The 12709-nt window shown below is 74.3% G+C and carries 13 protein-coding genes and 1 pseudogene; 11 read left to right on the top strand and 3 right to left on the bottom strand.

Annotated features, from left to right (window positions below; all coding sequences use genetic code 11):
• The 10 genes and pseudogenes from AC1DUQ_RS14585 to mutM form a co-directional block, all read left to right on the top strand.
• Nucleotides 1-1970: ATP-dependent DNA helicase RecG (locus tag AC1DUQ_RS14585; RefSeq protein WP_477074029.1), on the top strand; the 1970-nt coding region annotated here is incomplete at its 5' end.
• Between the two features lie 40 nt (nt 1971-2010).
• Nucleotides 2011-2700, top strand: coding sequence for an ABC transporter ATP-binding protein (locus tag AC1DUQ_RS14590; RefSeq protein ID WP_056089865.1), 690 nt, complete (start codon nt 2011-2013; stop codon nt 2698-2700).
• A complete protein-coding gene (locus AC1DUQ_RS14595; RefSeq protein ID WP_477063009.1) occupies nt 2697-4316 on the top strand; it encodes a DUF6297 family protein in 1620 nt (539 codons plus the stop codon). The genes AC1DUQ_RS14590 and AC1DUQ_RS14595 overlap by 4 nt, the downstream gene beginning before the upstream one ends.
• Nucleotides 4313-4879: a 16S rRNA (guanine(966)-N(2))-methyltransferase RsmD gene (rsmD, locus tag AC1DUQ_RS14600; RefSeq protein WP_477063008.1), complete on the top strand. Its 567-nt coding sequence runs from the start codon at nt 4313-4315 to the stop codon at nt 4877-4879. The genes AC1DUQ_RS14595 and rsmD overlap by 4 nt, the downstream gene beginning before the upstream one ends.
• Nucleotides 4880-4939: 60 nt before the next feature.
• Nucleotides 4940-5428, top strand: coding sequence for a pantetheine-phosphate adenylyltransferase (coaD, locus tag AC1DUQ_RS14605; protein WP_477063007.1), 489 nt, complete (start codon nt 4940-4942; stop codon nt 5426-5428).
• On the top strand, nt 5425-5916 hold the full coding sequence (locus AC1DUQ_RS14610) for a hypothetical protein (RefSeq protein WP_477063006.1): 492 nt from the start codon (nt 5425-5427) through the stop codon (nt 5914-5916). The genes coaD and AC1DUQ_RS14610 overlap by 4 nt, the downstream gene beginning before the upstream one ends.
• A gap of 125 nt (nt 5917-6041) precedes the next feature.
• Nucleotides 6042-6620, top strand: coding sequence for a YceD family protein (locus tag AC1DUQ_RS14615; protein WP_477074030.1), 579 nt, complete (start codon nt 6042-6044; stop codon nt 6618-6620).
• 2 nt (nt 6621-6622) lie between these two features.
• Nucleotides 6623-6820 carry a 50S ribosomal protein L32 gene (gene rpmF, locus AC1DUQ_RS14620; RefSeq protein ID WP_477063005.1) on the top strand — a complete coding sequence of 66 codons (198 nt, stop codon included), beginning with the start codon at nt 6623-6625 and terminating at the stop codon, nt 6818-6820.
• A 99-nt stretch (nt 6821-6919) separates the two neighbouring features.
• A pseudogene (locus AC1DUQ_RS14625) lies at nt 6920-7456 on the top strand (ribonuclease III family protein); the annotation flags it as partial.
• Between the two features lies 1 nt (nt 7457).
• Entirely contained in the window at nt 7458-8360 is a 903-nt protein-coding gene (gene mutM / locus AC1DUQ_RS14630) for a bifunctional DNA-formamidopyrimidine glycosylase/DNA-(apurinic or apyrimidinic site) lyase (protein ID WP_477063004.1), read from the top strand.
• Here the strand turns inward: mutM and AC1DUQ_RS14635 are convergent.
• Nucleotides 8357-9301 (bottom strand): NAD(P)-dependent oxidoreductase, encoded by a 945-nt coding sequence (locus AC1DUQ_RS14635; RefSeq protein WP_477063003.1) that lies wholly within the window; start codon nt 9299-9301, stop codon nt 8357-8359. The two genes, mutM and AC1DUQ_RS14635, sit on opposite strands and share 4 nt — an antisense overlap.
• 57 nt (nt 9302-9358) lie before the next feature.
• On the opposite strand from AC1DUQ_RS14635, the gene AC1DUQ_RS14640 reads away from it, so the two are divergent.
• Nucleotides 9359-9985, top strand: a complete 627-nt coding sequence (locus AC1DUQ_RS14640) for a response regulator (RefSeq protein WP_421736114.1) — start codon at nt 9359-9361, stop codon at nt 9983-9985.
• 15 nt (nt 9986-10000) lie between these two features.
• On the opposite strand, the gene AC1DUQ_RS14645 is transcribed toward AC1DUQ_RS14640, so the two are convergent.
• Nucleotides 10001-11713: a sensor histidine kinase gene (locus AC1DUQ_RS14645; RefSeq protein ID WP_477063002.1), complete on the bottom strand. Its 1713-nt coding sequence runs from the start codon at nt 11711-11713 to the stop codon at nt 10001-10003.
• Nucleotides 11703-12709: ATP-binding cassette domain-containing protein (locus AC1DUQ_RS14650; RefSeq protein ID WP_477074031.1), on the bottom strand; the 1007-nt coding region annotated here is incomplete at its 5' end. The genes AC1DUQ_RS14650 and AC1DUQ_RS14645, both read right to left, overlap by 11 nt.

Raw genomic sequence — 12709 nt, forward strand, 5'->3', positions numbered from 1 at the left:
TCTTCATGCCGCACCGCTCGATGGCGGAGTTCCACCTCAAGCGCCTCGTGCCCGGATCGCTCGGGCTGTTCTCCGGCCAGATCAACGTGTTCAACGGCCGGCTCCAGCTGGCCAACCCGACCTATGCGATCTTCGGCCACGAGGTCGACGAGGCGGTCGCCCTCGAGGAGGCCGAGTGGCCGATCCCGATCTACCCGGCGACCGCGGGGCTGGAGTCGGACAAGATCCGCGCCGCGGTGCGCAAGGAGCTCGACCGGCTCACGGAGGCGGACGTCCCCGACCCGGTGCCGGACCAGGTGCGCACCGAACGGCATCTCGCGTCGCGCTGGAGCGCCCTGCGCGCCGTCCACGTCCCGCAGACCGAGGAGGACTGGCGCAAGGGGCAGGCGCGGCTGCGCTACGAGGAGGCCTTCGTGCTGCAGGCCGAGCTGGCCCGTCGGCGGGCGCACGCGCAGCGTGAGGAGTCGACGGCACGCCTGGCGCGCTCCGGCGGGCTGCTGGACGCCTTCGACGCCCGTCTGCCGTTCACCCTCACCGAGGGCCAGGTCGCGGCGGGCGAGCAGATCACCGAGGACCTCGCCCGCCCGCACCCGATGCAGCGGCTGCTGCAGGGCGAGGTCGGCTCGGGCAAGACGGTCGTGGCGCTGCGCGCGATGCTCCAGGTGGTCGACGCGGGCGGTCAGGCCGCACTGCTCGCCCCCACGTCGGTGCTCGCGGCGCAGCACGTCCGGACGCTGCGCGCGCTGCTGGGCGACCTGGCGGAGGGCGGGCTGCTGGGCGGCTCGGAGATCGGTACGCGCGTGGCTCTGCTGACCGGCGCCCAGAACGCCGCCGAGCGGCGCAGCAACCTGCTCGAGGCGGCGAGCGGACAGGCGGGGATCGTCGTCGGCACGCACGCCCTGCTGTCGGACCCCGTGCAGTTCGCCGACCTGGGGCTCGTCGTCATCGACGAGCAGCACAAGTTCGGCGTCGAGCAGCGGGGGCGGCTGACGGCCAAGGCCGCGAACGCCCCGCACCTGCTGGTGACCACCGCCACGCCGATCCCGCGCACGGTGGCCATGACCGTGTTCGGCGAGCTGGAGATCTCGGAGCTGCGGCACGTCCCCGCCGGGCGCAGCGGGGTGACCACGCACGTCGTGCCCGCGGACAACCGAGCGTGGATGGACCGGACGTGGAGCCGGGTGCGCGAGGAGGTGGAGCGCGGGGGACGCGCCTTCGTCGTGTGCGCGCGGATCGACGCGGACGACGACGGCGCCGCCGCCGGGCCGCGGGAGACCGACGGTGCGGACCTGATCCTCGACGAGCCGACGACCGTCCGCGAGGCCCAGGCCGCCGAAGGACGTGCCCCGAAGCGGCCACTGCGCGCCGTGCTGGAGGTCGTCGACACCCTGCGCAACGACCCGCGGCTGGGCGGTGTCGAGGTCGGCCTCCTGCACGGGCGCATGACCAGCGACGAGAAGGACCGGGCGATCGCCGACTTCTCCTCCGGCCGCACGCCGGTGCTGGTGTCCACGACGGTCATCGAGGTCGGCGTGGACGTGCCCGCCGCCACGGTGATGGTGATCCTCGACGCACACGTCTTCGGGCTCTCCCAGCTGCACCAGCTGCGCGGCCGCGTGGGCCGGGGGAGCGCGCCCGGGCTCTGCCTCCTCGTCGCCGACGCCCCCGAGGGCACCGTCGCCGCGCAACGCCTGGGCGCGCTGGCCGCGACGACCGACGGGTTCGAGCTCGCGCGCGTGGACCTCGAGCTGCGCAAGGAGGGGGACGTCCTCGGCTCGGCGCAGTCCGGGCGCCGGGGCACGCTCCGGTTCCTGCGGATCGTGAGCGACGGAGCGGTGATCGACCGGGCGCGCGACGACGCCCGCGCGCTGGTCGAGGCCGATCCCGAGCTCGGGGCCTGGCCCGCGCTGCGTGCGGCGATCGACCTGCAGCTGGCCGACGGGCGCAAGGAGTTCCTGGGTCAGAGCTGAGCGTCGGGAGCCGGGGCGTCCGGCGGATACCCTGGCGCACGTGTCGAAGCCCGTCATCCGCGCCCAGGACCTGCTCGTCGGCTACGGCGGGGCGCCCGTGTGCGCACCCGTGACGTTCACGCTGGCGCCCGGCAAGGTCGTCGCCCTCGTCGGCGCCAACGGTTCGGGGAAGTCCACCGTGCTGCGCGCCGTGATCGGTCTGCTCGAGCCGTCGGGCGGGTCGCTGCAGGTGTTCGGCGGACCGGTCGACGAGCGGGACGTCGGGTTCCGCACCAAGGTAGCCAGCGTCCTCGACGACGACGCGTACTTCCCGGCGCTCACGGTCTCGGAGCACCTGTACCTGACCGCCCGCGGGCACGGGGTGCACGGTGCGCAGGACGTCGTCGCGGGGCTGCTCGCCGAGTTCGGCCTGACCGACCACGCCAAGTCGCTGCCCGTGGCCCTGTCCTCTGGGCAGCGGCGCCGGCTGCTGCTCGCCGCGGGGTTCGTCCGCCCGCGGTCGCTCCTGGTCCTCGACGAGCCCGAGCAGCGGCTCGACCGGGCGATGCGCGACCGGCTCGCCGCACGGATCGTCGCGGAGAAGCAGTCGGGCGGCGCCGTCCTGCTGGCCACGCACGACCCGGACCTGCTCCGCGCGGTCGCCGACCGCGCCGTGCACGTGGCCGACGACGTGACCCGCGTCCTGCCCACGGACCAGGCTGCCGACCTCATCGCGCGGGAGAACCCGTGACCGAGGCCGTCGGCACCCACGACGACGAGCCCGCGGTCCAGCCGTTCGAGCTCGGCGACGTCCCGTCCGCGAAGAGCATCCGGCGGTTCACCGCCCAGGCGGCGAACGCCCGCGGCGGCGCGAACATCGGCGACCTGCTGTCCAGCGTCTACTACGCCGTGATCAGCATCGCCATCAGCGTCGGCATCGCCCTCGGCTTCGCGCAGGCGATGCGCGCGTCGCTGCCGCCGTCGCCGGAGGTGGAGGCGCCGCTCTCGCTGAGCCTGGCCACGCTCGTCGTCGTCATCATCGTGGCCCTCGCGGGGGCGCTCCTGTCGCTCGCCGGCCGGCTGGGCCCAGTCGGTGCCGGGGGAGCGGAGGCGGCCTGGTGGCTCGGTCTCCCCGTCGACCGCCGTGGGCTGCTGCGCCCCGCGGCGCGCCGGCTGCCGCTGCTCGCGGGATTCGTCGGTGCGGTGCTCGTCGCACTCCTGGACGCCGGCCTGCTCGCGGACCCCGGACTGCGCGTCGTGCGGGTCGCGGCGACCGCGGCCCTGGTCGCAGCCGGGATCGTGCTGGTCGCGGCCGTGGGACAGTCCGCGAGCGTCTCCCGACGGTCGATCGCGCTGGCCGGTGACGTGCTGCTCTTCCTCGCCCCCGTCGCGGCGGTCGTCCTCGCGCGCGTCGGCTGGTCGGTGGACGAGGTGCCGGGGGCTCCGTGGTGGTTGGTCGCCGCGCTCGTCCCGGTCGTCACGGCGCTCGCGGTGGTGGTCGACAGGCGGCTCGGGCGGATGCCCGCGCGGAGCCTGCGCGAGAGCGGCTCGGTGGCCACCCAGGCGGTGGGCGCGGTCGTGTCGATGGACTCGCGCGAGCTCGGTCGCGCGCTGACGGACGGTGCCGCCGCGCCGGTGCGGCGGTGGGTCTCCCGGCTCCGTACCGCACGAGGGCCGGTGTCCGCGCTGATCACCGCCGATGTCGTAGTTCTGCGTCGGTCGGCCCGGCACCTGGTGCAGCTCGTCGTTGCGGCGCTCGTCCCCGTGCTCGTGAGCACCGTCCCGCAGCTCGCCAGCTCGATCGGGGTCCTGCTGGCCCTGCTCGTCGCGGGTTCGGTGGCGATGAGTGCGACCGGCGAGGGCGCCCGGCGTGCCGAGATGGCGCCCATCCTCGACCGGCTGCTGCCCATCGACGCCAAGACGGTCCGTCGGCTGCGCATGGTCGTGCCCGCCGCCGCGATGGCCCTGTGGTCCGTCGTCGCGTTCGCCGCGGTGGGCCGGTGGGCCTCCGACGTCCCCGGCTGGATCGCGCTCGGGCTGGCGTCGACCCCGGTGTGGGCGGCGGCGGCCGTCCGTGCCTCGTACCGGCCCGCACCCGACTGGGGAGGTGCCCTCGTGTCGACCCCGATGGGTGCGCTGCCGACGGGCGTCGCCACCGTCCTCGCGCGCGGCCCGGACCTCGTCGTGCTCTGCCTGCTCCCGGTCTGGATCGGGGTGCTGCTCCGCACCGTGAACCCGATCCTGCTCTACGCGCAGATCATCCTGTCGCTCATCGCCGTGGCGGTCGCCTCGTCGATCCGCACGCGGTCGCTCATGGAGACCCTGATGGACGCCCAGGAGCAGGAGCGGGCGGGAGCGCGTCGGTGACCCGGATCGTCGCGGGGTCGGTCGGCGGCCGCGTGCTCCAGGTCCCGCGCACGGGGACTCGACCCACGAGCGAGCGCGTGCGGGAGGCCCTCTTCTCGCGGCTCGAGCACCTCGACGTCGTCGACGGAGCGCGCGTGCTCGACCTGTACGCGGGCTCCGGCGCGCTCGGGATCGAGGCCGCCAGCCGCGGCGCCGCGCACGTGACCCTGGTCGAGGCCGCCCGGGACGCCGCCGAGGTGTGCCGCCGCAACGTGACGACCCTCGGGCTCGCGGGAACGGTGCAGGTGCTCACGGAGAAGGCCGAGCGGTTCGCGCTGCGGGCACCGACGGCGCCGTGGGACCTGGTGCTCCTCGACCCGCCGTACGACCTGGCAGAGGCCGACCTGGGGGGCGTGCTGGCCGGGGTGGGGGCGGCGCTGTCCGGCAACGGGGTCGTCGTCGTCGAGCGGGCGTCGCGCACCCCGGAGCCCGCGTGGCCCCCGACTCTGCTCCGGTTCGACCGCCGCGCGTACGGCGACACGGTCATGTGGTTCGCCGAGCTCGCGGAGAGCGTTCAGCCCTGACCCCGTGCGCCCCGGCCGCGTTCCCGTGGCCGGACGCGGTCGCTGGCCTACCCTGACGAGGTGACCACTGCCGTCTGCCCCGGGTCGTTCGACCCCCTCACGCTCGGTCACGTCGACGTGATCCGACGAGCCCGGTCGATGTTCGACGAGGTCGTCGTCGGCGTCGCCCGCAACTCCACGAAGTCCTCGTTGCTGCCCGTCGAGCAGCGCGTCGCCCTCGCGCGCGACGTGTTCTCGGACGTGGACGGCGTGCGGGTCGAGGCTGTCGACGGGCTGCTGGCCGACTTYGTCCGTACGGTGGGTGCGGTCGCGGTGGTCAAGGGCCTGCGCGGTGGCGCCGACTTCGACGCCGAGCTGCCGATGGCACTCATGAACCGGCACCTGTCGGGTGTGGAGACGGTGTTCGTCGTCGGTGACCAGGCCCTGGCCCACATCGCGTCGTCGCTGGTCAAGGACGTGGCACGGTACGGCGGGCCGATCGACGACCTCGTGCCCGGGCCGGTCGCCCACGCGGTACGTGCAGCACTTCGAGGAGGGGACGCAGGATGACCGACGAGGATCCGACGACTCGGCCCGAGGGCCTGACCGGGGTGCTGGACGCGATCGCCTCGGCGGTCACTAACGCGCGGGCGATGCCGATGTCGTCCTCGGTGCTGGTGAACCGCGCCGAGCTGCTCGACCTCGTGGACCAGGCGCGCGACGTGCTGCCCAGCCAGCTCTCGCGCGCCGACGAGGTGCTCGCCGACGCCGACGCCGCCCGGTCGGTCGCGCAGGCGGACACGGACGCCCTGCTGGCGCAGGCACGCGCGCAGGCGGAGGCACTCGTCGACCAGGAGGCCGTCGTCGTCGCGGCGCGGGAGCGCGCGGCGCAGGTGGTCGCCGACGCGGAGGAGACCGCGGAGCGCCTGCAGCGGGAGGCCGACGACTACTGCGACCGCCGGCTGGCGGACTTCGAGATCGACCTGGGCAAGGTGCTGAGCCAGGTGCAGGCCGGCCGGGCCAAGCTGGCGGGACGACTCGGCGTCGACGAGGGCTGAGCCGGTCGAGATGTGAGACCTGCGCCACTCGCGGAGGATTTGGGCGGCCCCTGACCTGTGCCGTAGAGTGATCCGTTGGTTCTGCCGCTCATGGCCGTACCGAGATCAACGAGGGGACCCTGGCCGTGCCGCGCCCTGTTCACCTCGATCCCCGTTCGCCCTTCGTGCTCGATTCGCACGAGCTCGGTCGACGTCCGGGATCGACGAGGACCGTGCAGCGCACCGTGGGTGCCCCGGAAGATCTCGGGACGGATGTGATCGGCATCCCCACCGGGGCTGACGTCGAGCTGGATCTGCGGCTCGAGGCAGTCATGGAGGGGGTCCTGGTCACCGGATCCGTCCGTGGTCGGGCGATCGGGGAGTGCGTGCGCTGCCTGGGTGAGGTCGTCGAGGATGTCGACGTCTCGCTCACGGAGCTGTACGTGTACCCCGAGCGCGCGGCGGTCGCGGTCGAGGACGGCGACGACGAGGAGGACGTGCGCGAGCTGGAGGGCGACCTGGTCGACCTCGAGCCTGCGCTGCGGGACACGGTCGTGCCGGCTCTGCCGTTCCAGCCGCTGTGCCGTCCCGACTGCCCCRGCCTGTGCTCCGAGTGTGGAGCGCGACTGGCGGACGACCCTGACCACTCGCATGAGACGCTTGATCCTCGCTGGGCCGCTCTGGGCGGCCTCGTGGGCTCGAACGACGAGACGAAAGAGAGCTAGCCGTGGCTGTTCCGAAGCGCAAGATGTCGCGCAGCAACACCCGTGCGCGTCGGTCGCAGTGGAAGACCACTGCCACGACGCTCCACACCTGCCCGCAGTGCAAGGCCAACAAGATGCCGCACACGGCCTGCCCGTCGTGCGGTATCTACAAGGACCGTGCCTACGCCGAGGCAGTGCGGACCGAGTTCGAGGTCCGCTGAGGCTGAGCTTGCGGCTCCTTGAGCCCAGCTCGTCCGCCGTGGAGCATTCGATGACCGGAGGACCGGCGTGAGTGCCGCGGCAGAACTTCTCGAGAAGCGCTCGTGGTCACCGAGCGGCTCTACCGTGCCCACCCCGACCTCCCGGAGGGCGCCCTCGCGAAGATGCGGGCCGCCACGGTGTCCCAGCGGGCCCTCGCGGTCGTCGCGCGGGACCTCGACCTGGGCAGCTACGTGCTCCTGGGCAAGGGCGAGCTGTCCACGGGCGGGCCGGACAAGGACTCGATCCTGTCGGACACGCTCGAGGCGGTGTTCGGTGCGGTCTACCTCAGCCACGGCGTGGAGACGGCGCGCACCCTCGTCGAGCGGCTGGTCGGCCCGTCTCTCGAGGCTGCTGCGGGGCTCGGTGCCGGCCTCGACTGGAAGACCTCGCTGCAGGAGCTGTCCGCCGCCCTGGGGCTCGGTGCGCCCAGCTACGAGGTGACCGGCGAGGGTCCGGACCACTCCCGGACGTTCACCGCACGCGCGGTCGTGGCGGGCCAGCCGCGGGGGGTCGGGGTGGGACCGGCCAAGAAGCTCGCCGAGCAGGACGCAGCCGCGGACGCCTACCGGGTGCTCGCCGCGCTGCCGCTGCCCTGACGTGCCGGAGCTGCCCGAGGTCGAGACCGTCCGGGACGGGCTCGCGCGGCACGTGCTCGGTCGCACGGTCACGGCTGTCGAGGTGCGCCGCGACTACAGCGTCCGGCGGCACGTCGACGGCCCCCTCGACTTCGCCGGCCGGCTGCGGGGGCGCCGGCTCGATGCGGCCGTCCGGCGCGGCAAGTTCCTCTGGCTCCTGCTGGACGACGGGGACGACGCCCTCCTGGCGCACCTGGGCATGAGCGGGCAGCTGCTGGTGCGCGAGCCGGGCGTCGGCCGCGTCGAGCACCCTCACCTTCGGGTGCGGCTGGACCTCGACGACGGGTCCGCCCTGGACTTCGTCGACCAGCGCACGTTCGGCCACCTGAGCGTCCCCGACCTGGTGCCGACGCCCGACGGCTCGCCCGGCGGGCTCGGCTCGCCACTGCCGGTCCTGCCGGAACCGGTCGCGCACATCGCCCGCGACCTGCTGGATCCCGCACTCGACCACGACGCACTGGTCGCGGCGGTCCGTCGGCGCAAGACCGGCCTCAAGCGGGCGCTGCTGGACCAGACCCTCGTCTCGGGCATCGGGAACATCTACGCCGACGAGGGGCTATGGCGCGCGCAGCTGCACTACGCGCGCCCGACCGAGACCCTGCGCCGCGTCGAGGTGGTCCGGGCGCTGGAGGGTGCGGCTGCGGTGATGACCGAGGCGCTCGCCCAGGGCGGGACCAGCTTCGACGCGCTCTACGTGAACGTGAACGGTGCCTCGGGCTACTTCGACCGCTCGCTCGCCGTGTACGGGCAGGAGGGTCGCCCGTGCCCCCGCTGCGGCACCCCGGTGCGCCGCGACGAGTTCATGAACCGGTCGTCCTACAGCTGCCCGCACTGCCAGCCGCGCCCGCGACGGGGTCGCTTCTAGCGCTGCACCACGTTGCGGAGCCTGCCGCCGGACAGGTACGCGGAGAGGTTCTCCGCGATCAGCTCGCCTGCACCGACGGGCCGCCCGCCCGCGGCGTGCGGGCTGATCAGCACGCGGGGCTCGTCCCAGAGCGGGGAGTCGGCGGGCAGCGGCTCGGTCTCGAACACGTCCAGCGCCGCGCCAGCCAGCCGGCCGGCCTGCACCGCGTCCAGCAGCGCCGTCTCATCCAGGGTCGCGCCCCGGCCGACGTTGACCACCCATGCGTGCGACGGCAGCAGCGACAGCACGTCGGCGTTCACCGCATGCTGCGTCTGCGGGGTGGCGGGCAGGAGCGAGACCAGCACGTCGGTCAGGGGCAGCTCGTCCGGCAGGTCGAAGGCCGAGATCACCCGGAAGCCGTGGCGGTCGCCGGCTGCCGTGGCCACGCCGGTGACCGTGGCGCCCAGCGCGGCCAGCAGGGGCGCCAGCCGGGCGGCGATCGACCCGAAGCCCCAGATCAGCACGCGGGCGCCGTCGAGCGTCCGGAACGCCTGCCCCGGCCGGGAGTCCTGCATGCCGCCGAGCTCGCCGGCCCAGCGGTGCTCGTCCTGCGCGCGGACCAGCTCGGGGAGGCGGCGGGCCGCGGCCAGCAGCAGGGCGAGCGTGTGCTCGGCCACCGGACCGTCGTGCAGGCCGCGCCCGGAGGTGATGACGACGTCGTCCGCGAACCCCGCGGCGAGCGTGGCGTCAGGGCCGGCGGCGAGCGTCTGCACCCAGCGCAGCCGGGTCAGGCGGCGGGCGGCGTCGGACATCTGCTCGTGCCCGTTGCCCCAGAGCACGAGAGAGTCGGCATCGAGGGCCCCGTCGGGCACAGGTTCACCCACGTCGTACCGGACAATTCGGACATCGGACGGCACGGTCGGCTCGTCGGACAGCGTGGTCGGCAGCAGCAAGGTGGTCACCCTCGTTACGATGCCACCGTGCCCCACATCAGCGCCTCCGCAGGTCCCATCACGGTGATGATCGTCGACGACCACGAGGTGGTCCGGCGAGGGATCGCCGAGGTCGTCGACCGGGCCGACGGGATGTCCGTCGTCGCCGAGGCCGGATCGGTGGCCGACGGCGTGCGGCGGGCCGCTCTGGTGCGTCCGCAGGTCCTCCTCGTGGACCTCCAGCTGCCGGACGGCACGGGCATCGAGCTGCTGAGCGCGCTGCGCGAGCAGCTCCCGTCCGCGCGCGCGATCGTGCTGACGTCGTTCGACGACGACGACGCCCTCGCGGCCGCGCTGGACGCCGGTGCGGCCGCCTATCTGCTCAAGTCCGTGCGCGGTGCGGAGATCACCGACGTCATCCGCGCGGTCGCGGCCGGCCGGATCCTGCTCGACGAGCGGACGGTCACCCGTCGCAAGGCCGGGCACGACGACCCGACCGAGAGCCTGACCCCCAGCGAGCTGCGCGTGATCGACCTCATCGGCGAGGGCCTGTCCAACCGGGAGATCGCCGAGCGCCTCGGCGTCGTGGAGAAGACCGTCAAGAACCACATCACGTCGCTGCTGGCCAAGATGGGGCTGCAGCGCCGGACGCAGGTGGCGGCATGGGTCGCGTCGCGCAAGCACGCCGGCTGGCGGGCCGAGCCCGGTCACTGACGCGCGGGCAGCCGCTCAGCCGAGCGGGGCCTCCCACGTCAGCAGCGTGCCGCGTCCGTCCGGCGGGGTGCCGAGGCTGAACGTCCCGCGATGCTGCCGCGCGCGCGAGACGAGGTTGCCGGTGCCGGAGCTCCGGTCGCGGCGCGCCGGCAGACCGACACCGTCGTCCTGCACCTCCACCAGCACGAACCCGAGCGGCCCGGCCCCGTGCACGGTCACGCGCACGATGACCGACGACGCGTGCGCGTGCCGCGCGGCGTTCGCCAGCCCCTCGCGGACGACCGCCACCACGTCCGACGCCAGCGCCTGACCCACCCGCTCGTCGAACTGGTCCTCCTCGACGCCACCGTCGACGAGCGCCTCGCCGTCCAGGCTGACGACGAACGAGGGCGCGAAGCCGAGCCCGGTGCGCGCGAGGGACGCCTCCCGGCGCAGCCGCTCAACGAGCCCGGAGGCGGCGTCGGGGTCGTGGAGCTCGTGCACGATCTGCCGGATCTGGCGCACCGAGGCGTCCACGTTGTCGAGGGCGTCGTCGACGATGCCGGTGAGCTCGGTCGCGTCCACGCCGCGCGCGGCTCGTCGCCGCACGGTCTCCAGCTGCATGCCGGTGGCGAACAGCTGCTGGATGGCGAGGTCGTGCAGGTCGCGGGCGATCCGCTCGCGCTCGTCGAGCAGCGAGGCCAGGTCCTGGGCGTGACGCGCACCCGCCAGCACGTAGGCCAGGGCGGCCTGCGCGGCGAACGACTCGGCGGTCGCCAGGTCGCTCACGTCGAACGGGGTGGCGCCGATCTTGCGCAGGAGGATGAGCACACCCATGTCCTGCCCCGAGGACCGCAGCGGTGCGTACAGCGCGGGTCCGAACGAGCGCATCACGGGCACCGCGACAGTGCGGGCCGCCGACAGTGAGGGGGTGAGCAGGCCCTTGCCCTCGGTCATCACCGTCCAGGCGCGTCCGCCCATCGGCATCCGGGCGCCGAGGATGCGCTCGCTCTCGTACCCCACGGCCAGCTCGATGAGCAGCTCCCCGCCGACGCCGGGCAGGGCCAGCGCGGCGGTGTCTGCGCCGGCGAGCTCGAGGGCGGTGGCCGCGATGTGGTCGAGCGCCTCCTCCTCGTCGATGCCCTCCAGGAGCATGGTCGTGATGTCCTGCCCGGCGCGCAGCCAGTGCTCGCGCCGCTCGGCCTCGGCGTACAGCTGCGCGTTCGCGACGGCCACCCCTGCGGCGGCGGCGAGGGCGACCACGACGTCCTCGTCGGCCTGGGTGAAGCCGCCGGCCTTCTCGGACAGGTAGAGCTGGCCGAACACGCGGGGGCCGACGCGCACGGAGGCGCCGAGGAAGGAGCCCATCGGCGGGTGCTCGCGCGGGAACCCGCGGAATGCCGGGTGCTCGCGCAGGTCGTCCAGACGCAGCACGCCCGTCTCCGGGATCTGGCCGAGGACGCCCTGGGCGTGGGGTGCCGTCCGCAGAGCACCCGCGACGGCGGTCGGGACGCCCGTGAACACGAAGGTGGTCGAGGTGCCGTGCCCGTCGAGCACGTTGAGGGCGCCGTACCGCGCGCCGGTGAGCTCGGCACTGACCTGTACGAACCGCTCCAGCACGGTGGCCAGCTCCAGCTCGCTGGCGACCGCGAGGATGGCGCCGAGCAGGTCGGTCAGTCCGTCGCCGGTCAGCGGGAGGGCCGAGTCCGGCACCTCGGTGAGCCGGTGGCCGGCTGTCTCATCGCGCACGCTCGGCCCCCGTCTCGTCGTCCGCGCGTTCGCGGTCCAGCAGCTCACGGTAGCCGCGCGCCGACGCGACCAGGTCGTCGTGCGTCCCGCGCGCCCGGACCCGTCCGCCCTCGAGCCAGAGGACCTCGTCCGCGGCGCCGAGCGGGGTGAGTCGGTGCGTGACGACGACGACCCCGCGAGGGTCGCCCAGCAGGTCGGTGACCAGGGCGTCCGCGCGGTCCGGGTCGAGGTGCTCGGCGGGCTCGTCAACGAGCAGCAGCTCGGCCGGCGAGAGCAGTGCGCGGGCGACGAGCAGCCGGCGGCGCTCGCCACCGGACACCGTGCGCGCGTCCGGGCCGAGCAGCGTGTCCAGCCCGTCCGGCAGCCCGGCGAGCCAGTCGCCGAGCCCTACGCGCGCCAGGACGGCGACCGCCTCCGCCTCGGTGACGTCGCCGCGGGCGACCCGCAGGTTCTCGAGCACGGTGGTGCCGAACACGTGCGCGTCCTCCGTGCCGACCACCACGGCGCCGACGACGGTGTCGCGGGCGAGGTGGTCGACGTCGTGCCCGCCGAGCGCGAGCGATCCGCCGCGCCGGGGGAGCAGCCCGGCGAGGGTGAGCAGGGTGGTCGTCTTTCCGGTGCCGGACGGTCCCACGATCGCCACCGACCGGCCCGCGCGCAGGTCCAGGTCGAGACCCTCGAGCACGGTGGGCGCGCCCGGCCAGCCCGCGGCGACGCCGGCGGCGACCAGCGGAGGACCGGCGGTGCCACGGTCGGTCGGGACGGGGTCCGTCGGCGCGTCGAGCAGGGCGAGGATCCGGGCGGCAGCCGCGCGCGACCGCTGGACCTGGATCGCTGCGGCGGGCAGCAGCGACGTCGCCTCGAACGCCGCGAGGGGCGTCAGGACGACGACGGCGAGCTCCACAGGGGTCAGGAGCCCGGCGCCGACCGCCGGCACGCCGGTGACCAGCGCCACGAGCACGGCGATGCCGACGGCGAGCTGGCCGAGCCCCGCGG

This window comes from Cellulomonas sp. P4_B5_2, assembly GCF_056402235.1.

Coding starts and splice junctions, on each gene's coding strand:
- AC1DUQ_RS14610 (WP_477063006.1), top strand. CDS start 5,425: ATGACCGACGAGGATCCGACGACTCGGCCCGAGGGCCTGACCGGGGTG.
- AC1DUQ_RS14640 (WP_421736114.1), top strand. CDS start 9,359: ATGATCGTCGACGACCACGAGGTGGTCCGGCGAGGGATCGCCGAGGTC.